This window comes from Pseudomonas fluorescens (assembly GCF_018614655.1).
Taxonomy (GTDB): domain Bacteria; phylum Pseudomonadota; class Gammaproteobacteria; order Pseudomonadales; family Pseudomonadaceae; genus Aquipseudomonas; species Aquipseudomonas fluorescens_BX.
In genome coordinates, this window is sequence record NZ_JAGGOG010000001.1 from 100,158 (window position 1) to 119,537 (window position 19,380).

Sequence of the window (19,380 nt, forward strand, 5' to 3'; positions counted from 1 at the left end):
ACTCCTTAGCGACGGATCGCCAGACGCTGTTCCAGGTAACGGAGCAGCATGGCGATGAGGTAACAGGCAGCCACGTAGAGCGCGGTCGTCACCAGCCAGGTTTCAATCACCCGGTAGCTTTCGACGTTGATCTTGCGGGCGTAATAGGTCAGCTCCGGCACCGCAATCGCGGCCGCCAGGGAGGTGTCCTTGAACAGCGAGATGAAGTTGTTCGACAGCGCCGGCAGCACGTTGCGCAGCATCACCGGCACGGTGATGTAGGCCCGAATGCGCCACTCGCCCAACCCGATGGCCAACCCCGCTTCACGCAAGCCCTTGGGAATATTCAACAGCCCGGCACGGAACACTTCGGTCAGGTAGGCACCGGCGTACAGCGACAGGGTAATGATGAAGGATGGGATCTTGTCCAGACGAATCCCAAGGCTCGGCAAGGCGAAGTAGATCAACAGGATCAGCACCAGGATCGGCGTATTGCGGATGACCGTCACATACACCGACGCCAGGATACGCAGCGCACGGTGCTTGGACAGCAGGGCAAACGCTGCCAGCAGGCCAATCACGCAGCCGATGGCGATCGACAGCAACGCCAACTGAAGGCCCAGTCCGAGCCCCGCCAGCAAGGTGTCGAAATCGCGCCATACGGCGGCAAAGTTCAACTGATAATTCATGATCGACAGTACCTTGTTCGGAGCGCCTGCAAGGGCGCCCCGTGCTCACACATCATTTGTATTCGACCGGAAAACCAATCGCCGGCTCTGGCAGGTCCACACCAAACCATTGCTTGAACGATGCCTTATAGGTGGGGAACTCAACGCCAGTCATGGCTTCATGCAGCGCGGTATTGACGAAGTTCAGCCAGTCCTGATCGCCACGTTTGACAGCACATGCATAGGTCTGCGGGCTCCAGGCGTAGGTTGGGCTGCGGTAGCGGCCAGGGTTCTGCACCATCAGGTACTTGACCGAGGACTGATCGGTGGCAGCGGCGTCGGCGCGGCCGGAGTTCACCGCCTGGTACATCAGGTCGACACTGTCGTACTGATCGACCTTGGCTTTGGGCAGCGCCTGGTGCACCAGTTCTTCGGCGTAGACGTTTTGCAGCACCGCCACGGTGACGCCGTCACCCGCGGCTTGCAGGTCTTCGATTTCCTTGTACTTGCTGTTGGTCGGCAGTAGCAGGCCGACGCCTTCGCGGTAGTACGGCAGGGTGAACGCCACCTGCTGCGCACGGCTGGCGGTGACGGTGATGAACTGGCAGCTCATGTCGACCTTGTCGGTCAACAGGTTGGGAATCCGCGCGTCGGAGGACTGCACCACAAATTCAACTTTGCTGGGGTCATTGAACAGCCCCTTGGCCACGATGCGACCGATATCAATATCAAAACCTTGCAACTTGCCATCCGCTCCCTGGAAGTGCCACGGCGCATTGGTACTGCCTGTACCCACGATCAGGTGCCCACGCTTGAGCACATTGTCGAGCTTGCTGTCCGCTGCCTGCGCTGTGCAGGCAAGGGAAGCCGATGCGGCGAAGAGAAAAACACACGCTTTAAACACGGAAGGTCGGTGATGCATGACAAGCACTCCAGGAGTTGTGTATTCCGCTATATCGGAAATTGGTATGTAACAACGGAATAGACAGCAGAAAGTGTGCCACACGCGGCCGCAGAAGCCTATTTCCGAGTTAAATGTATTTAAAAACAAATAGATAAGATTCTTGTGAGGCGCAGCGTTGCGCCAGCACCTGTAATCAGATTGCTACTGTTGGCCCCACCCTGCGGTGACAGGCCACATTTAAGTGCGCGGGTGAGCCGTTATCGCGTACGGCCAGGGATACCTGTGAATTCTGACAGTAGACCGTTTTAATCCCCTGGCTTAGCGTGAGCGAAAGTGCCATTTAGCCTTTCGCACAAGGAGATCGCTCATGGGGCTTGCAACGACTGCCATCAACGACGCGGGCGAATACCAGAGGGCGCTGCAGACGCAACGTGCGGTGTTCATACTCTTCGTCTCGCCCAATTGCCCCGCCTGCGGCGAGGCCAAGCCACTGTTCCTGAAGGTCGCCAGCCGTTACCGCTCGCGCACGAAGCTGTACGTACTGGATACCACGCAGACGCCAAGGCATCCCGACGTCACCGGTACGCCGACCCTGCTGGTATTGAAGAACGGCAAGCTGGTGGAAAAACTCAAGGGTTTCGGCCCCTGGGAAACCCAGGAGCAGACCCTGAAAAAAACCTTCAACCGGCACACCCGCCGCGTGCGCACCAAGCGTGTGTAAAGGTACAAGTTATCAGCCGCGACGCAGCAGCACCTGCGTCACCCGCCGCTCTTCCACCGCCGCCACGGTCAGGTGCCAGCCTTCGTGCTCCAGGCTGTCGCCCACCACCGGGAGACGGTCCAGCAAGCTCATGACCAGCCCGGCCAATGTCTGGTAATCCTCGGTCTCCACGGCCTTGAAGCCGGTGCGCTGACGGATCAGATTGAGATTCAAGGCGCCACTGACCCTGAATCCACCGCCTTCTTCAATGATATCCGGCCCGTCGATTTCACTGGCGTCCGGCAACTCGCCGGCGATGGATTCGAGGATGTCAGTCATGCTCAATACACCCATGAAATCACCAAATTCGTTGATCACAAACGCAATGTGGGTCGACGCCTGACGCATCTGCTCCAGGGCATTGAGGATCGAAAAACTCTCCAGCAGATTGACCGCGCGGCGAGCCAGGAGCTCAAGGTCGGGCTCATTACCGGCCAAGTATTCCTTGAGCAGTTCTTTCTTGTGCACAAAGCCCAGCGGCTCATCGATCACGCCATTGCGGATCAGCGGCAGGCGCGAATAGGAAGAGTACATCAGCTTCAGGCGAATCGTGTCTGCATCGTCCGCCAGGTCGATGGTGTCGACGTTCGCACGCGGTGTCATCAGGCTACGGATCGGCCGCTCGGCCAATTGCAGCACGCCGCTGATCATCACGCGCTCGCGACGGTCGAACAGCGGACCTTGGCTGGCATCCGTTTCACCCAGCAGGTCGGCCACCTCTTCACTCACCTCTTCCACCGCCAGGCTCCGGCCACCCAGCAGACGCATCACAGCATGCGCCGTACGCTCACGCATCGGCAGCGCGCCCTGGGCCGATTTCTTGCGGCGCGCCCGGGCAATCTGGTTAAACACCTCGATCAGGATCGAGAAACCAATGGCCGCGTACAGGTAACCCTTCGGAATATGGAAGCCCAAGCCTTCGGCGGTCAGGGCGAAACCGATCATCATCAGGAAGCCCAGGCACAGCATGATCACCGTCGGGTGCGCATTGACGAAGCGCGTCAGCGGCTTGCTGGCGATGATCATCAGGCCGATGGAAATGATCACGGCGATCATCATCACTGCCAACTCATCCACCATGCCCACGGCGGTAATCACCGCGTCGAGGGAGAACACCGCGTCCAGCACCACGATCTGCGCCACGATTGGCCAGAACATCGCATAGGCGACATTGCCGGTGCGCTGGCTGACATGGCCTTCGAGACGCTCATGCAACTCCATAGTGGCCTTGAACAGCAAGAACACACCACCAAACAGCATGATCAGGTCTCGACCGGAGAAGCTCTTGTCGAACACCTCAAACAACGGCTGGGTCAGGGTCACCAGCCAGGAAATACTCGCCAACAGGCCCAGGCGCATCAGCAAGGCCAGGGACAAACCGATCAGCCGCGCACGGTCGCGCTGCTCCGGCGGCAACTTGTCCGCCAGGATCGCGATAAACACCAGGTTGTCGATGCCCAGCACCAGCTCCAGCACAATCAACGTCAATAGGCCGAGCCAGGCCGTGGGATCCGCTAACCATTCCATATCAATGTCGTCTCTTTAAAAGTTTTCAGAATGCCGGGCACGGCAAGGCACGGTCAGGAGACCGGAAAAAGGTTAGCAGTCGAAATACGGGATGTTTCAGCGGGAACAGCAGCAAATGTCTTGGGGAAAGACGACTGGGAGGCTCCGAGAGGGTGTTCATGCAAGTCCTGTAGCGGGAAAAGGACTTGAATCGTACAGGCGAAAGGCAAATTCCCTACAACGCAAAACTATTACAAGATCTGTACCCCCACCAATCCATCAAATACCACTAATCCAATGTGGGAGCGGGCTTGTGTGGGAGCGGGCTTGCTCGCGAAGGCGGTGGATCAGTTGATATCTATTTGCCTGACACTCCGTATTCGCGAGCAAGCCCGCTCCCACACAAGCCCGCTCCCACATTTTGATCGATGGTGTGTCAGTTTTTGCGGGTGGCATCATCCAGGGCCAGGATGGTGTGGGCATTGGTCACGGTGGTCGCCAGGGTGTTGATCACACCGGAGCGCAGCGCGCCCAACGTCGCCGCCGCCTTGGTGTTTTCACTGGCAATCGCCACCACATCCGGAATCCGAAACAACTCCTGCACGGTCAAGCCGATCACCCGCCCCTGAATAGCGTTGATCGCCGGTTGGCCGTGAATATCAATGAAGTCATAACCCATCATGTCACCCACGGTGCCGGACAATCGGGCCTGGGCAATCTCTTGGGGTGAAAACCAGCCCATGCGCACCATGTTGCTGTTTTCGCTCATGTCACCAATGCCGATCAACGCCATGTCGGCGCGACGGGCGCGGTCCAGGGTGGACCGTACGGTGTCGTTGCTGATCAACACCCCGCGCAGTTCCGGGTTGGCCACCAGCGCCGGGGCGTACAAACTTTCACTCTCGCCGCCAAAGCGCAGGGCCAGGCGCCGGCAAATATGGTCGGGGTTCATGTATTCGCCGGCCTTGAGCGAACCACCAATGGCGCAGACAAACGTGCAGTTGCGGGTCACCGGCAAGAACACGTTGTCGGCCACCGCGCCGACGTTACGACCCATGCCCACGGCGACGATCATGCCGTCGCTCAAGGTCTTGTTCAGGTAGTTGGCCACCAGGCTGGCGACGGCCGAACGCTGGGTGTCAGGGTCACTGTGGTCGACCGCAATCAGCGCGCGATCCAGCTGGAAGCGCTCCACCAGCGCCTGCTCCAGCTCGTTATTCATCGCCGGGTGCTGTAACACCCGAACTTCGACAATCCCTTCATCCCGTGCACGCTTGAGCAAACGGCTGACTTTTGCCCGAGACAGGTCGAAGCGCTTGGCGATGGCTTCCTGAGTGACGTTCTCAAGGTAATAGAGCATCGCCACTTCGGTCATCAGATCGATATCGCTGGCAATGCGCTGGGTACTGTCACTCATGGGCACGGGCTTCCGTTTCGGCGTCAAAGGCGCATTCTCCCGACTATAGACCCGTCACGTCCACTACTGATGCCCGTCACGCTCGATCGCGTTGATACGGTCGACTTTGGCCCCGGAACGCGCCGCCTCGAACTCCGATTCCAGGAACGACTTGACGATGCTTTTCGCCAGTTCCGCGCCGATCACCCGCGCGCCGATGGACAGGATCTGCGCATCGTTGCTCTTGCGTGCCCGCTCCGCCGAATACGTGTCATGGGCCTGGGCCGCACGAATCCCCAGGACCTTGTTGGCCGAAATGGCCATGCCAATCCCCGTGCCACACACCAATACCCCCAGCCGCTGTTGCCCGGCATTGATCGCGGTGGCCACCGCCAGGGCGATGTCCGGGTACAGCACCGGCGCCGTGGAATGGGTACCAAAGTCGGTCACCGGATAGCCCAGCGCTTCGATATGGCGCTTCAACACTTCTTTGAGCTCGTAACCCGCTTCATCGCATCCGATAGCCACCGGGAAGGGTGTGTTCATGGCGTCTGGCTCCGCTGCCGTGGTCGTGCTTAAGACTGATCAAATGATCACTCAGTGAAATTTGTATCAGCTATTTCTCAGATATTCACCTCCCCCTGTCAAGCAAGATTTAACTGACTCACCAGTCAAAGCCCTCTAAAAGGCCGTGATTTGCGCAAACTGACGCGTTTACATCTTTTCCATGAAAGAGATTGACTGATCAGAATTTCATTTGATACACATATGCTCACAGTGAAACATGACTGTGCGACCTAATAAGAATTCACAGCACGAGGACACGCCGATGGCCACGCCATTACTGCTCCAGGCTGAACACGTCGCCAAGGCCTACGCCGGGATCCCTGCCCTGCGTGACGGGCGCCTTTCTCTGCGGGCCGGCAGCGTCCACGCCCTGTGCGGCGGCAATGGCGCAGGCAAATCAACGTTTCTCAGCATCCTGATGGGCATCACGGCGCGTGATGCCGGTACCATCCTGCTCAACGGTTCGCCCGTACACTTCCATCGGCCCAGCGAGGCCCTGGCATCGGGGATCGCGATGATCACCCAGGAGCTGGAGCCGATTCCCTACATGACCGTCGCCGAAAACATCTGGCTGGGCCGCGAACCGCGCCGCGCCGGTTGCATCGTCGACAGCAAGGAACTGAACCGCCGCACTCGGGAATTGCTGGAAAGCCTGGAGTTCGACGTCGACGCCACCAGCCCCATGCACCGCCTGAGCGTGGCGCAGATCCAGCTGGTGGAAATCGCCAAGGCGTTCAGCCATGACTGCCAGGTGATGATCATGGATGAGCCCACCTCCGCCATCGGCGAGCGCGAAGCGGAAACCCTGTTCAAGGCCATCCGCCGCCTGACGGCCCGTGGCGCCGGCATCGTGTATGTGTCCCATCGCCTCAGCGAACTGGCGCAGATCGCCGACGACTACAGCATCTTCCGCGATGGCGCCTTCGTCGAAACCGGACGCATGGCCGATATCGACCGTGCCCACTTGGTGCGCGGCATCGTTGGCCAGGAACTGACGCGGATCGATCACAAGGTCGGCCGCGAATGTGCGGCCGAGTGCTGCCTGGACGTGGACAGCCTGAGCCGTGCCGGCGAGTTCCAGGACATCAGCCTGCAACTGCGCCAGGGCGAAATTTTGGGCATCTATGGCCTCATGGGCTCGGGGCGCAGCGAATTTCTCAACTGCATTTACGGCCTGACCACACCGGACTCCGGCAGCGTCACCCTGCAAGGCAAGCCGATGCCCATCGGCCTGCCCAAGGCCACCATTCGCGCCGGCATGTCCCTGGTCACCGAAGACCGCAAAGACAGCGGCCTGGTGCTCAGTGGCAGCATCCTCTCCAACATTGCGCTGTCGGCCTACAAGCAGTTGTCGAGTTGGTCGCTGATCAATGCCCGCAAGGAAAACCAACTGGCTCAGGACATGGTCAAGCGCCTGCAGATCAAGACCACGTCCCTGGAACTGCCGGTGGAATCCATGAGCGGCGGCAACCAGCAGAAAGTGGTGCTCGCCAAATGCCTCTCGACCCAGCCGATCTGCCTGCTCTGCGACGAGCCGACACGCGGCATTGATGAAGGCGCCAAGCAGGAGATCTATCACCTGCTGGACCAATTCGTGCGCGCCGGCGGCGCGGCCATTGTGGTGTCGTCGGAAGCACCGGAACTGCTGCATCTGAGCGATCGAATCGCTGTCTTCAAGGGCGGTCGGCTGGTGACCATCAGCACTGACACCGCCCTTTCCCAGGAAGCCTTGTTGAGTCTTGCCTCATGAACGCCAAAACAACCCTGTCCACACCTGTCGCCGCCCCCGTCAAGGCGGCACCGCGCAGTCGCCTGCGCCTGTCCCTCGACCGCTTCGGCCTGCCGCTGGTGTTTATCCTGCTGTGCGTGGTGATGGCGTTTTCCAGCGAATACTTCATGACCTGGCGCAACTGGATGGACATCCTGCGCCAGACCTCCATCAACGGCATTCTCGCCGTGGGCATGACCTATGTGATCTTGACCAAGGGCATCGACCTGTCAGTGGGCTCGATCCTGGCTTTTGCCGGGCTGTGCAGCGCGATGGTCGCGACCCAGGGCTACGGCCTGCTGGCGGCGGTGAGTGCCGGGATGTTTGCCGGCGCCATGCTCGGGGTGGTCAACGGGTTCATGGTCGCCAACCTGTCGATCCCACCCTTTGTCGCCACCCTCGGCATGTTGAGTGTGGCCAGGGGCATGACCTTTATTCTTAACGACGGCAGTCCGGTCACCGACCTGCCCGACGCCTATCTGGCGCTGGGCATTGGCAAAATCGGCCCGATTGGCGTGCCGATCATCATCTTCGCGGTGGTCGCGCTGATTTTCTGGATGGTGCTGCGCTACACCACCTACGGCCGTTACGTGTATGCGGTGGGCGGCAATGAGAAGAGCGCACGCACCTCGGGGATCGGCGTGCGCAAAGTGATGTTTTCGGTGTACGTGGTGTCCGGGCTGCTCGCTGGGTTGGCCGGCGTGGTGCTGTCAGCACGCACCACCTCCGCCCTGCCCCAGGCCGGTATGTCCTATGAACTGGATGCCATCGCCGCCGTAGTCATCGGTGGCACCAGCCTCTCCGGCGGCACCGGCAGCATCGTCGGCACGCTGTTCGGCGCCCTGTTGATCGGGGTGATCAACAACGGCCTGAACCTGCTCGGCGTGTCCTCCTATTACCAGCAGGTCGCCAAGGGCCTGATCATCGTACTCGCCGTACTGATTGACGTGTGGCGCAAGAAAAAACGCTAGTCCCTGTGCTCTGAACCGAACTGAACGACCATAACAATAACCGGAGTTCTCATCATGAAATTGGGTACAACCTTAGCCGCCGTCGCGGCACTCTCCCTGCTCGCCAGCAGCATCGCCCTGGCCGCCGATGGCAAGACCTACAAGATCGGCGCCGCAGTGTACGGGCTCAAAGGCCAGTTCATGCAGAACTGGGTCCGCGAGTTGAAGGAACACCCGGCGGTCAAAGACGGCACCGTGCAGTTGACCGTGTTCGACGGCAACTACGACGCGCTGACCCAGAACAACCAGATTGAAAACATGGTCACCCAGCACTACGACGCCATCCTCTTTGTGCCCATCGACACCAAGGCCGGGGTTGGCACCGTGAAGGCGGCCATGAGTAACGACGTGGTGGTCATCGCTTCCAACGCCAAGGTGGCCGACGCCAACGTACCTTACGTGGGCAACGACGATGTGGAAGGTGGTCGCCTACAGGCCCAGGCCATGGTCGACAAACTCAAGGGTCGCGGCAACGTAGTGATCATCCAGGGCCCGATCGGCCAGTCGGCACAGATCGACCGGGAAAAGGGCGAGATGGAAGTGCTGAACAAGCACCCGGATATCAAGATCATCGAGAAAAAGACCGCCAACTGGGACCGCGCCCAGGCCCTGACCTTGACCGAAGACTGGCTGAACGCCCACCCCAAAGGCATCAACGGTGTGATCGCGCAGAACGACGACATGGCCCTGGGTGCCGTGCAGGCACTGAAGTCCCACGGTTTGTCGTCCAAGGATGTACCGGTGACCTCCATCGACGGCATGCCGGATGCGATCCAGGCAGCGAAAAAAGATGAAGTCACGACGTTCCTGCAAGATGCCCAGGCCCAGTCCCAGGGGGCTCTCGATGTGGCCCTGCGCGCCCTGGCCGGCGAGGATTACAAGCCGAAGTCGGTGATCTGGGAACGCTACGCGAAAGACGTGAAGTGGGGCGATGGCACCGCCAAGAACTACATCCTGCCGTGGGTACCGGTGACCAATGCCAATGCGGATGCGCTGTATCAGCAAGTCAGTGGTGGTAAGTAAGTTTTGACTTGAAATACGGTCAAGTGTGGGAGCGGCGGTGCGACGATTCGACTTGCTCGCGAAAGCGGTGGATCAGTAACTGATGCACTGTCTGACACACCGCTTTCGCGAGCAAGTCGAATCGTCGCACCGCCGCTCCCACATTTGATCTCCACCGTCCTGAGAAAATGGAGTCAACCCAATGTCTGGATTCTGGAATCAGGCCTTCGACCTCACCGGCCGCTGCGCCGTGATCACCGGCGGGGCCGCCGGGATCGGTCTGGCCTGTGCCAGCCTGTTGGTGGAACGTGGGGCGCGGGTCGCCTTGCTCGACCGTGACCCGGCCGTGGCCGACGTCGCCGCCAGCCTCGGTGCCGGGAACATCGGCATTGCCGTGGACCTGCGCCAACTCGATCAGGTGCAGAGTACCGTCGACTACGTCTTCGAACACTTCAAGCGCCTGGATTACCTGGTCAACAGTGCCGGTGTCGCCCTACTGGACAAGGCCCTGGACGTCAGCGAAAACGCCTGGGACACCACCCTCGACATCAACCTCAAGGCCAGCTTTTTCGTGGCCCAGGCCTGCGCGCGGCACATGCTTGCCCAAGGCAGTGGTCGCATTATCAACCTGGCCTCCCAGGCGGCGGTGATCGGCCTTGACCGCCACGTCGCCTATTGCGCGAGCAAGGCGGCCATCGTCGGCATGACCAAGGTGTTGGCCATGGAATGGGCGCCGCACATCAACGTCAACGCCATCTCCCCCACCATCGTCGAGACCGCCCTGGGCAAGAAGGCCTGGGCAGGTGAGTTGGGCGAGCGGGCCAAATTGCAGATCCCGGCGGGCCGCTTCGCCCAGCCGGAAGAAATCGCCGGGCTGGCGCTGTACCTGCTCAGCGATGCCGCCAAGATGATCACCGGCGAAAACGTGGTGATCGACGGCGGCTACAGCATTCAGTAATTCATCTTTTGTCGTGAGGTTTATCGTCATGTCCACCGAACGCACTGCCGAACAACTGTCGCCCATCATCCCCAAGACCATGCAAGCCGTGGTGTGCCATGGCCCCGAAGACTACCGCCTGGAAACCGTCGACGTGCCGACACCCGGCCCCGAAGAAATCCTTACCAAGGTCGAGCTGTGCGGCATCTGCATGGGCGATATCAAGACCTACCGTGGCGCGCCGTCGTTCTGGGGCGACGCCGAGCAGCCACGCTACGTCAAGCCGCCGATGATCCCCGGCCATGAGTTTGTCTGCCGCGTAGTCGCTCTCGGCCCGGGCGCCGAAAAGCGCGGAGTGAAGGTCGGTGATCGAGTGATTTCCGAACAGATCGTACCGTGCTGGGGTTGCCGCTTCTGCAACCACGGCCAGTACTGGATGTGCCAGAAACACGACCTCTACGGCTTCCAGAACAACGTCCAGGGCGCCATGGCCCAATACATGATTTTCACCAAGGAAGGCATCGTCCATAAAGTGCCGGACTCGATTGCCCCGGACGAAGCGATCCTGATCGAACCGCTGGCCTGCTCGCTGCACGCCGCCGAACGGGCCAATGTCGATTTTGATGACATCGTGGTGGTTGCCGGTGCCGGCACCCTGGGCCTGGGGATCATCGGTGCGGTACGCATGCGCAACCCGAAAAAACTCATTGTCCTCGACATGAAACCCGAGCGAGCCGCCCTCGCCCTGCGCATGGGCGCCGATGAAGTGTGGAACCCGGCCGAAGTCGATGTGATGGCGAAGATTCGCGAGATCACCGACGGTTACGGCTGCGATATCTATATCGAAGCCACAGGGCACCACAAGGCGGTCAACCAGGGCCTGGCGATGCTGCGCAAACTGGGGCGTTTCGTGGAGTTCAGCGTCTTCAACGACGAGGCCACGGTAGATTGGTCGATCATCGGCGACCGCAAGGAACTGGACGTGCTGGGCTCGCACCTGGGACCGTACATGTACCCCCGGGCCATCGATTTTATCGGCAACCGCAAAATCGACATGCGCGACGTGGTGACCCACAAATTTGCGCTGGCGGATTTCAAGGAGGCATTTGCGGTGATGGAGCGTGGGGACAAGTCCCTTAAAGTCGTGCTCGAACCCTGATAACACCACCAAACCGCTTTCACTGTAGGAGCGAGCTTGCTTGCGAAGAACGCACAGGCACCGCGTTTACCCTGAATACACACGTTATCGTTGACGTTCTTCGCGAGCAAGCTCGCTCCTACAGACGATCAAAACAAGAACACAGGAAATCGCGTTATGAATCGAGTGATCAATGATCCGGACCAAGTGGTCGAGGATATGCTGCGCGGCATTCTGGTCGCCCATCCAGAGCTGTGCCAAAGCGGCACCAACCCCCGGGTCATCAGTAAGGCCAAGCCTTCCCGTCAGGGCCAGGTGGGTATCGTCACCGGCGGCGGTTCCGGCCATGAACCTGCCTTTCTCGGCTATGTCGGCCCAGGCCTGGTGGACGCTGTGGCCGTCGGCGAGATTTTTTCCTCGCCCACCGCCAAGAGTTTCTTCGACGCCTTCCGCGCAGCCGACCATGGGGCCGGTGTGGCGTGCCTGTACGGCAACTATGCCGGCGACAATATGAACGTGAAGCTGGCGATGAAAATGGCCGCCAGCAAAGACATGCAGATCCGTACCGTGGTCGCCAACGACGACGTGGCTTCGGCGCCTAAAGCCGACATCGCCAAGCGTCGTGGCGTGGCCGGGGAAATCTTCATGTGGAAAGTCGGCGGTGCCGCTGCCGCGCAGCATTACGACCTGGACGGAGTGATTCGTGTCGCTCAAAAAGCCGTCGACAACTGCCGCTCCATCGGCATCGGCCTTACGCCCTGCACCATTGCGGCGGTGGGCAAGCCGAACTTCCAGATTCCGGACGGCCAGATGGAACTGGGCATCGGCCATCACGGCGAGCCGGGCATTGAAGTGATCCCCATCGAGTCCGCCGCGGCCATGGCCGAACGGATGCTGGCGCCGATTCTCGCCGACCGTGATTTCAGCCAGGACGACAGCGTGGTGGTGCTGGTCTCGGGCCTGGGCGCAACGCCAGTGATGGAGCTGTACATTTTCTACGCCGAAGTCGAGCAGCAGCTCAAGGCCAAAGGGCTGAAAATCCATCGCTGCTACGTCGGTAACTACTTCACTTCCCTTGAGATGATGGGCGTGACCTTGACCCTGCTGGGCCTGGATGCCGAGCTGAAAACCCTGATCGACCAACCTTGCCGTTCCATCGGCATGACCCAGGCGGAGTGAACCATGAGCCAGTATTTCTCCACCCATGACGGCAGCGCCATCGTCGCTGACCTGGTGAGCGTGATTGTCGCCAACCGCGACTATTTGAGTGAAGTCGACGGCGCCATCGGTGACGGTGACCACGGCATCAACATGGCCAAGGGTTTTGCCCATTGCGGCCGCACGATTGAAGGCCGCCAACTGACCCTGGCCGAAGCCCTGGACGAGCTGACCTTGAGCTTGATGGAAGGCATCGGCGGTTCCATGGGGCCGCTGTATGGCAGCCTGTTTATTGGCATGGCGGATGAGGTGCGCGGCAGCGACGAGATTGATGCCGCCATCTTTGCTCACTTGTTGCGGGGCGGCCTCACGTCCTTGCAGGACATCACCGAAGCGGGTGTGGGTGACAAGTGTTTGATGGACACCCTGATTCCGGCGGTGGAGGCGTTTGAGCAAGCCAACGCGTCGGGTGCTTCGTTCAATGATGCGCTGGAGGCAATGAAAAGCGCGGCCTCGCAGGGGCGTGATTCGACCAAGGATCTGATGGCAAAAATCGGCCGGGCCAGCCGCTTGGGGGAGCGTTCGCTGGGGGTGCTGGATGCGGGGGCGGTGTCGTGCTGCTTGATCCTGACCCGGCTGGCGGACTCCGTGCAATCGCGCCTGTAGATACCGACCCGTTGTAGCCGCTGTCGAGGCACGAGGCTGCGATAAGGGCCGCAGGACCTTCAAGATCCCGCGGCTGCTTCGCAACCGATCGCAGGCTGCGCCAGCGGCTACAGGTGATCGTTTGCGCTGCCCCAACCTGTAGCTCGGCAACGGCTACAACCGTATTCGCTCGACCTTTTGATCTTCACAAGCCAGTGGTTTTGTTACCAGAACCGCTGCTGGGTCAAGCGGCTCCACCAGGCCAACAGCACCCGGTCCACCGAACCGCTGGCTGCCAGGCCAACCCGCTCTTGCAGGCTTTTGCGCTCGGCATAGTGCAGGTGGTACAGCTCGGCGGTCTTGGCCTTGGCGGCCAGGTATTCGTCGCTGGTTTGCAGTTCGTCCACCAGTTGCTTGTCCAGCGCGGCAACACCAAGCCAGACTTCGCCGGTGGCCACTTCGTCAATGGCCAATTGCGGACGGTAGCGGGACACGAAGTTCTTGAACAGTTGATGGGTGATGTCCAGGTCTTCCTGGAACTTCTCCCGACCCTTCTCGGTGTTTTCGCCAAACACCGTCAGGGTGCGTTTGTACTCACCGGCAGTCAGCACTTCAAAGTCGATGTCATGCTTTTTCAGCAGACGGTTGACGTTAGGCAACTGGGCAACCACGCCAATGGAACCAAGGATGGCGAACGGCGCGCTGATAATTTTCTCGCCGATGCACGCCATCATGTAGCCGCCGCTGGCCGCGACCTTGTCAATGCACACCGTCAGCGGTACGCCCGCCTGGCGGATACGCGCCAGTTGCGAAGACGCCAGGCCGTAGCTGTGGACCATGCCGCCGCCGCTTTCCAGGCGCAGCACCACTTCATCCTTGGGCGTGGCCAGGCTCAGCAGCGCAGTGATTTCGTGACGCAGGCTTTCAGTGGCCGACGCCTTGATATCGCCGTCGAAATCCAGCACGAAGATCCGTGGCTTGGCCTCGGGCTTTTTCTTGCTCTTCTTCTCGGTCTTGCTTTCAGACTTGCGCAGGGCCTTGAGCTGATCCTTGTCCAGCAAGGTCTGCTCCAGGCGCTCACGCAACCCTTTGTAGAAATCATTGAGCTTGCTGACCTGCAACTGACCTGCCGCCTTGCGACGGCCTTTGCTGCGCAACGCTGCAAAGCTGATCAGGACCACCAGAATGGCGACCACCAGGGTGACCGTTTTAGCCAAAAAACTTGCGTACTCAGCCAGAAACTCCATAAGACTCCTTCACATGCGGTGCGCCAGGCGCGGATTGCCCAAGCATACCGACGGGACTGCCGGTGAGCCAGTGATCAAACCGCCAGCAGCAAAGCTCTAACGATCTTTTAAAACAAGCGTATGTTTTTTCATTGACAGCTTCCCGGCATCCTCATAACCTCGCCAGACTTTCAACGTACCGGGAAAACGGACGTGGGCAGCATCTATTTGATTCGACATGGCCAGGCCTCCTTCGGTGCAGACGACTACGACGTGTTGTCGCCCATCGGCGTGGAACAGGCGCAAGTCCTCGGCAACCACCTGGCACAACTGGGTCTGACCTTCGACCGTTGCGTGTCAGGCGACCTGCGTCGGCAGCAACACACCGCTACCGCCGCGTTCGAACAATACAGCGCTCTGGGTCTGCCGGCGCCTACCCTGGAGATCGACAGCGCCTTCAACGAATTCGATGCCGACGCGATCATCCGCGCCCTGCTCCCCGACTTGCTCAACAGCGAACCTGAAGCCCTGGACATCCTGCGTAATGCCGCGCAAAACCGCAGCGAATTCCAGCGCATCTTCGCCCTGATCGTCGAACGCTGGCTCGCCGGCACGTATGATCCACCAGGCCTGGAAAGCTGGCTGGGGTTTGTCGAGCGTGTCCAGGGTGGCTTGCAACGCATCCTTGAAGCCGCCGATAACAGTGACAAAATCGCTGTATTTACCTCCGGCGGGACCATCACCGCCCTGCTCCACCTGATTACCCGGATGCCTGCCGCCCAGGCCTTCGAACTGAACTGGCAAATTGTTAACACCTCGCTCAACCAACTGAAGTTCCGTGGTCGCGAGGTGGCACTGGCTTCCTTCAACAGTCATACCCACTTGCAACTGTTGAAGGCGCCGCAGCTCATCACTTTCCGATGAATTGCGGCCAACCGTGACCCCAAGGTCACTGGACTCACCCATAAAGGACCGAAACCATGACTGACGTAGCTAAAGCCGTAGAAGCAATGAAAGCCAAATTCAACCCAGCCGCTGCCGAAGGCCTGGACCTGGTGTTCGGTTTCCGTATCGACGACACCCAGAACTTCTCGCTGGTGGTCAAAGACAAGACCTGCGAACTGCTGGAAGGCGAAAACCCTGACGCCCAAGTGACCCTGGTCATGGATGGCGAAACCATGAAAGGCATCGTTGACGGTTCCACCGACGGCATGCAGGCCTTCATGGGCGGCAAACTGCGCACCGAAGGCGACATGATGCTGGCGATGAAGCTGAGCGAACTGTTCCCGGCCTGATAAGCCTGGTTGCGAAGCACGCTTTAAAACGACAAATCCCGCCTTATGGCGGGATTTGTCGTTTCAGGCCCAAGGCAGGCGGTCAGCGGTCAGCGGCAGTTTCGATTTTTTTAAACTGCTCTAAATCCCGTGGTTTTCCCTCCGTACCATACCTGTTGATCAGTCGCCCCTCACCCGACCTCACCATGAATTCCCCGGACGCCACATCCCGACCAATCACAATCACATACTTATTGCGGCCAACTCGCACATACACCTCATAGAAGTCCACGAGCTGATCGGAAGTCATAAAGATACTGTACGAGTAACGCACTCGGCGGGTCAGGTTGGGCCACTGTGCTTGCAGCACAGCGGAATCGCCCTTTTCACCCACGATGTCCATCGCGCGTATGGTTTCTTCGATCAGTGGGTCATTGTCGTCGGCGGTAAAAACCACAGGTTTGTTGCGGATCATCTTCTGCTCTGAATCAGGAGCAGTGCTTGTGGCGAGACGATACATGCCATTTCGGACCCACTTCGTCGCATCGACACTATCCTCCTGGCACCGTATGCAATACACCATCATCGACGCTGCGCTACTGCTTGGAGAATACAGGCCAGTCACAAAGACACTGGTGGTAATCAGCAAGGCGCCCAGAAGTTTGGCAGGGCTTAACGCGGTGGTAGCATTCGCCATGTTCTACATCCTTGTAAGAGTCGGGGGCGGCGAATTTACCCGATTCAAGCCTTCGACGGAACATTCAACAACAACGCCACCAACGCACTCCACCCCGTCTGGTGCGAAGCCCCGAGCCCACGTCCGGTGTCACCATGAAAATACTCATGGAACAGCACCAGATCGCGACTGGCCGGGTCCGCCTCCAATTGCGGGTAACCCGCCATGGACGGCCGCAGACCATTTTCATCCCGCAAAAACAGCCGGGTCAGGCGTTGGCTGAGGCTGTCGGCCACTTCTTCCAGTGACGACAGGTAACCGCTGCCGGTGGGGTACTCCACCGAGAAATTTTCATCGTAGTACCGGTGAAATTCCCGCAGCGACTCAATCAGCATGTAGTTGACCGGCATCCATAACGGCCCGCGCCAATTGGAATTGCCGCCGTACAAGCGTGAATCGGATTCCGCAGGCGTATAGCGGGCGCACAAGGTATTCCCGTTCATCTTCAGCGCCAAGGGATGCTCGGCATAAGCCTTGGACAGCGAACGCACGCCAAAGGCCGAAAGGAACTCCGCGTCATCGAGCATACGCTTGAGCAAGTCCTTGGTGCGCTCACCGCGCAACAGCGCCAGCAACAGGCGATTGCCCTGCCCCGGTTCATTCCAGCGTGAGACCAGCTTCGCCAGGTCCGGCCGGTGTTTCATAAAGCCCACCAAGCGCTCACGCAAGCCTTCCAATCCCTCGTGCTCACGCTGTTCCAGCACCAGCACTGCAAACAATGGCATCAGGCCGACGATGGAACGCAGGCGCACTGGCTCGCTCTGGCCATCAGGGCGATGCAGCACGTCGTAGAAGAACTGGTCCTGCTCATCCCACAGGCCTTCGGCGCTATCATCGACCCGGTTGATAGCCCCCGCGATGTACAGGAAATGCTCGAAAAACTTCACCGCGATGTCGACATACACCACGTTGCGCTTGGCCAGTTCCAGAGCCATACGCATCAGGTCCAGGGCATAAGCGGCGACCCACGCGGTGCCGTCGGCCTGATCCAGTTGATAGCCGGGCGGCAAGTCGGCCGAGCGGTCGAACAAGGCAATGTTATCCAGCCCCAGGAACCCGCCCTGGAACAGGTTGCGGCCCTCGGCGTCCTTGCGGTTGACCCACCAGGAAAAATTCAGCAGCAGCTTGTGGAAGATCCGTTCCAGAAAGTCCATGTCGCCGACGCCGGTCAGCGCCTTGTCTTGCTGATACACCCGCCAACTGGCCCACGCATGCACCGGCGGGTTGGCGTCATCGAAGCGCCACTCGTAAGCCGGCAACTGGCCATTGGGGTGCATGAAGCGATCCTTGACCAACAACAGCAACTGTTGCTTGGCGAACCCCGGGTCGATCAGAGCAAAGGCCACCGCCTGAAAGCCCTGGTCCCAGGATGCGTACCACGGGTATTCCCAGGTGTCGGGCATGGACAGAATGTCGAAGTTGGACAGGTGTCGCCAATGGGTATTGCGGATATGCAGGCGCTCGGGCGGTGGCGCGGGCTGGGCCGGGTCACCGTCGAGCCACTGGTTCACATCGAAGTAATACAGCTGCTTGGACCACAGCAACCCGGCCAGGGCCTGGCGCTGTACATTGCGCGCGTCTTCGTCAGTGATGCCTTGTTGCAGGGCGGCGTAGAAGTCGTCGGTCTCCTGGCGGCGTTGTTCGAACAGCTTTCGGGCATTGATCTGAGGTGCATCTACCGGGGCAAAGCGCAGGTACAGGACTTTGCTTTCCAGGCCCGCCAATTCAAGGGTGAAGCGCGCCGCGACCTTGGTTCCCGCCTCCCGGCTAATCGCCGCCTGCGCGCCCTCTACGACATAATCATTGATCCCGTCCTTGAACGGCCCCGGCGCCGGGGTGGCATCGAGCTTGGGGAAATTGGTTTCGTTCTCGCAGAACAGCCATTCCACGCCGTCCTGACCCCAGGCGCTGAGATGGCGGTCCGCCAGCTCATGATGGCGCGCCAGGACGTGCTCGCCCTCCAGGCGCAATTCCGGCTTGGGCGAGCCGGTCGTCCAGCTCCAGTCGTTACGCGCCCAGACCTGCGGCAATACCTGCAAACGGGTCGCTTGATCCGAGCGGTTGTGCACGGTCACCCGCATGAACACGTCGTCGGGTTGGTGCTTGGCGTATTCGACGCTGACGTCACAGTAGCGGTTGTCTTCGAAGACCCCGGTGTCGAGGATTTCGTATTCGGTATCCTCCAGGCCACGGCGAGCGTTCTCGGTGATCAGGTCGTCGTAGGGAAACGCAGCGTGAGGGTATTTGTAGAGCATGCGCATGTAGGCATGGCTGGGGACGCCATCGAGGAAAAAGTACAACTCCTTGACGTCTTCGCCGTGGTTGCCTTCGGCGTTGTTCAGGCCGAACAGGCGTTCCTTGAGGATCCGGTCGTGCTCGTTCCACAGCGCCAGGCCCAGGCACCAGCGTTGAGCCTTGTCGGAAAACCCGGCCAGACCATCCTCACCCCAACGGTAAGCGCGGCTGCGGGCGTGCTCGTGGGGAAAGTAGCGCCAGGCATCGCCGTCGGCACTGTAGTCCTCGCGCACCGTGCCCCATTGCCGCTCGCTGAGGTAAGGCCCCCATTGGCGCCAGCGCTCACCGTCTTCGGCGGCCAGGCGCTGGCCTTCAATCGTTTGCAGAATGTTCGTCGCAGGCTTGGCCGTCATCGATTCTTCCGTCGCACATTGAGGTGAGGGCCAGTGTAGAGCCCATCGACGGTGAGAT

General features: G+C 59.8%; 18 protein-coding genes. 10 read left to right on the forward strand and 8 right to left on the reverse strand.

Annotated features, from left to right (window positions below):
- Nucleotides 1-5: 5 nt before the first annotated feature.
- A complete protein-coding gene (locus tag J7E41_RS00435; RefSeq protein WP_155581992.1) occupies nucleotides 6-668 on the reverse strand; it encodes an amino acid ABC transporter permease in 663 nt (220 codons plus the stop codon).
- A gap of 52 nt (nucleotides 669-720) precedes the next feature.
- Entirely contained in the window at nucleotides 721-1,569 is an 849-nt protein-coding gene (locus tag J7E41_RS00440; protein ID WP_214989447.1) for a transporter substrate-binding domain-containing protein, read from the reverse strand.
- A 349-nt stretch (nucleotides 1,570-1,918) separates the two neighbouring features.
- On the opposite strand from J7E41_RS00440, the gene J7E41_RS00445 reads away from it, so the two are divergent.
- The gene (locus J7E41_RS00445; protein WP_214989448.1) at nucleotides 1,919-2,272 is read left to right on the forward strand and encodes a thioredoxin family protein; all 354 of its coding nucleotides are present in this window, start codon (nucleotides 1,919-1,921) and stop codon (nucleotides 2,270-2,272) included.
- A gap of 12 nt (nucleotides 2,273-2,284) precedes the next feature.
- Here the strand turns inward: J7E41_RS00445 and J7E41_RS00450 are convergent, their stop codons facing one another.
- The 3 genes from J7E41_RS00450 to rpiB form a co-directional block, all read right to left on the reverse strand.
- Nucleotides 2,285-3,838, reverse strand: a complete 1,554-nt coding sequence (locus J7E41_RS00450) for a TerC family protein (RefSeq protein ID WP_214989449.1) — start codon at nucleotides 3,836-3,838, stop codon at nucleotides 2,285-2,287.
- A 415-nt stretch (nucleotides 3,839-4,253) separates the two neighbouring features.
- Nucleotides 4,254-5,234, reverse strand: coding sequence for a sugar-binding transcriptional regulator (locus J7E41_RS00455; protein WP_169355107.1), 981 nt, complete (start codon nucleotides 5,232-5,234; stop codon nucleotides 4,254-4,256).
- Between the two features lie 63 nt (nucleotides 5,235-5,297).
- Complete coding sequence (gene rpiB / locus J7E41_RS00460; RefSeq protein ID WP_214989450.1) at nucleotides 5,298-5,759, reverse strand: ribose 5-phosphate isomerase B; 462 nt, start codon at nucleotides 5,757-5,759, stop codon at nucleotides 5,298-5,300.
- 283 nt (nucleotides 5,760-6,042) lie between these two features.
- Between rpiB and J7E41_RS00465 the strand changes: the two genes are divergently transcribed.
- From J7E41_RS00465 to dhaL, 7 genes are all read left to right on the forward strand, one after another.
- The gene (locus J7E41_RS00465) at nucleotides 6,043-7,530 is read left to right on the forward strand and encodes a sugar ABC transporter ATP-binding protein (protein ID WP_214989451.1); all 1,488 of its coding nucleotides are present in this window, start codon (nucleotides 6,043-6,045) and stop codon (nucleotides 7,528-7,530) included.
- Nucleotides 7,527-8,519, forward strand: a complete 993-nt coding sequence (locus tag J7E41_RS00470) for an ABC transporter permease (RefSeq protein WP_155581984.1) — start codon at nucleotides 7,527-7,529, stop codon at nucleotides 8,517-8,519. The genes J7E41_RS00465 and J7E41_RS00470 overlap by 4 nt, the downstream gene beginning before the upstream one ends.
- A 54-nt stretch (nucleotides 8,520-8,573) precedes the next feature.
- Entirely contained in the window at nucleotides 8,574-9,581 is a 1,008-nt protein-coding gene (locus J7E41_RS00475; protein ID WP_214989452.1) for a substrate-binding domain-containing protein, read from the forward strand.
- A gap of 181 nt (nucleotides 9,582-9,762) precedes the next feature.
- Entirely contained in the window at nucleotides 9,763-10,518 is a 756-nt protein-coding gene (locus J7E41_RS00480; protein WP_214989453.1) for an SDR family oxidoreductase, read from the forward strand.
- Between the two features lie 28 nt (nucleotides 10,519-10,546).
- Nucleotides 10,547-11,656, forward strand: coding sequence for an MDR/zinc-dependent alcohol dehydrogenase-like family protein (locus J7E41_RS00485; RefSeq protein ID WP_169355112.1), 1,110 nt, complete (start codon nucleotides 10,547-10,549; stop codon nucleotides 11,654-11,656).
- A 156-nt stretch (nucleotides 11,657-11,812) separates the two neighbouring features.
- Nucleotides 11,813-12,814, forward strand: coding sequence for a dihydroxyacetone kinase subunit DhaK (locus J7E41_RS00490; RefSeq protein WP_214989454.1), 1,002 nt, complete (start codon nucleotides 11,813-11,815; stop codon nucleotides 12,812-12,814).
- 3 nt (nucleotides 12,815-12,817) lie between these two features.
- A complete protein-coding gene (dhaL, locus tag J7E41_RS00495; RefSeq protein ID WP_214989455.1) occupies nucleotides 12,818-13,459 on the forward strand; it encodes a dihydroxyacetone kinase subunit DhaL in 642 nt (213 codons plus the stop codon).
- 203 nt (nucleotides 13,460-13,662) lie between these two features.
- Here the strand turns inward: dhaL and sohB are convergent, their stop codons facing one another.
- The gene (sohB, locus tag J7E41_RS00500; RefSeq protein ID WP_214989456.1) at nucleotides 13,663-14,685 is read right to left on the reverse strand and encodes a protease SohB; all 1,023 of its coding nucleotides are present in this window, start codon (nucleotides 14,683-14,685) and stop codon (nucleotides 13,663-13,665) included.
- Nucleotides 14,686-14,877: 192 nt separating this feature from the next.
- Here sohB and J7E41_RS00505 point away from each other — a divergent pair, with 192 nt between their 5' ends.
- Both J7E41_RS00505 and J7E41_RS00510 read left to right on the forward strand, forming a co-directional pair.
- Nucleotides 14,878-15,588 carry a histidine phosphatase family protein gene (locus J7E41_RS00505; protein WP_214989457.1) on the forward strand — a complete coding sequence of 237 codons (711 nt, stop codon included), beginning with the start codon at nucleotides 14,878-14,880 and terminating at the stop codon, nucleotides 15,586-15,588.
- A gap of 56 nt (nucleotides 15,589-15,644) precedes the next feature.
- Nucleotides 15,645-15,959 (forward strand): SCP2 sterol-binding domain-containing protein, encoded by a 315-nt coding sequence (locus tag J7E41_RS00510; protein ID WP_214989458.1) that lies wholly within the window; start codon nucleotides 15,645-15,647, stop codon nucleotides 15,957-15,959.
- A gap of 82 nt (nucleotides 15,960-16,041) precedes the next feature.
- Here J7E41_RS00510 and J7E41_RS00515 read toward each other — a convergent pair whose 3' ends face one another.
- Together J7E41_RS00515 and J7E41_RS00520 are read right to left on the reverse strand one after the other, a co-directional pair.
- Nucleotides 16,042-16,635 carry a hypothetical protein gene (locus tag J7E41_RS00515; protein WP_214989459.1) on the reverse strand — a complete coding sequence of 198 codons (594 nt, stop codon included), beginning with the start codon at nucleotides 16,633-16,635 and terminating at the stop codon, nucleotides 16,042-16,044.
- Between the two features lie 44 nt (nucleotides 16,636-16,679).
- On the reverse strand, nucleotides 16,680-19,322 hold the full coding sequence (locus tag J7E41_RS00520; RefSeq protein WP_214989460.1) for an MGH1-like glycoside hydrolase domain-containing protein: 2,643 nt from the start codon (nucleotides 19,320-19,322) through the stop codon (nucleotides 16,680-16,682).
- Between the last annotated feature and the right edge of the window lie 58 nt (nucleotides 19,323-19,380).

What these genes read in the sequence shown, in the direction of transcription:
- rpiB (WP_214989450.1), bottom strand. Translation starts at nt 5,759, where the DNA reads ATGAACACACCCTTCCCGGTGGCTATCGGATGCGATGAAGCGGGTTAC.
- J7E41_RS00435 (WP_155581992.1), bottom strand. Translation starts at nt 668, where the DNA reads ATGAATTATCAGTTGAACTTTGCCGCCGTATGGCGCGATTTCGACACC.
- J7E41_RS00490 (WP_214989454.1), top strand. Translation starts at nt 11,813, where the DNA reads ATGAATCGAGTGATCAATGATCCGGACCAAGTGGTCGAGGATATGCTG.
- J7E41_RS00455 (WP_169355107.1), bottom strand. Translation starts at nt 5,234, where the DNA reads ATGAGTGACAGTACCCAGCGCATTGCCAGCGATATCGATCTGATGACC.
- J7E41_RS00485 (WP_169355112.1), top strand. Translation starts at nt 10,547, where the DNA reads ATGTCCACCGAACGCACTGCCGAACAACTGTCGCCCATCATCCCCAAG.
- sohB (WP_214989456.1), bottom strand. Translation starts at nt 14,685, where the DNA reads ATGGAGTTTCTGGCTGAGTACGCAAGTTTTTTGGCTAAAACGGTCACC.
- J7E41_RS00450 (WP_214989449.1), bottom strand. Translation starts at nt 3,838, where the DNA reads ATGGAATGGTTAGCGGATCCCACGGCCTGGCTCGGCCTATTGACGTTG.
- J7E41_RS00470 (WP_155581984.1), top strand. Translation starts at nt 7,527, where the DNA reads ATGAACGCCAAAACAACCCTGTCCACACCTGTCGCCGCCCCCGTCAAG.
- J7E41_RS00445 (WP_214989448.1), top strand. Translation starts at nt 1,919, where the DNA reads ATGGGGCTTGCAACGACTGCCATCAACGACGCGGGCGAATACCAGAGG.
- J7E41_RS00440 (WP_214989447.1), bottom strand. Translation starts at nt 1,569, where the DNA reads ATGCATCACCGACCTTCCGTGTTTAAAGCGTGTGTTTTTCTCTTCGCC.
- dhaL (WP_214989455.1), top strand. Translation starts at nt 12,818, where the DNA reads ATGAGCCAGTATTTCTCCACCCATGACGGCAGCGCCATCGTCGCTGAC.
- J7E41_RS00520 (WP_214989460.1), bottom strand. Translation starts at nt 19,322, where the DNA reads ATGACGGCCAAGCCTGCGACGAACATTCTGCAAACGATTGAAGGCCAG.
- J7E41_RS00465 (WP_214989451.1), top strand. Translation starts at nt 6,043, where the DNA reads ATGGCCACGCCATTACTGCTCCAGGCTGAACACGTCGCCAAGGCCTAC.
- J7E41_RS00515 (WP_214989459.1), bottom strand. Translation starts at nt 16,635, where the DNA reads ATGGCGAATGCTACCACCGCGTTAAGCCCTGCCAAACTTCTGGGCGCC.
- J7E41_RS00475 (WP_214989452.1), top strand. Translation starts at nt 8,574, where the DNA reads ATGAAATTGGGTACAACCTTAGCCGCCGTCGCGGCACTCTCCCTGCTC.
- J7E41_RS00510 (WP_214989458.1), top strand. Translation starts at nt 15,645, where the DNA reads ATGACTGACGTAGCTAAAGCCGTAGAAGCAATGAAAGCCAAATTCAAC.
- J7E41_RS00480 (WP_214989453.1), top strand. Translation starts at nt 9,763, where the DNA reads ATGTCTGGATTCTGGAATCAGGCCTTCGACCTCACCGGCCGCTGCGCC.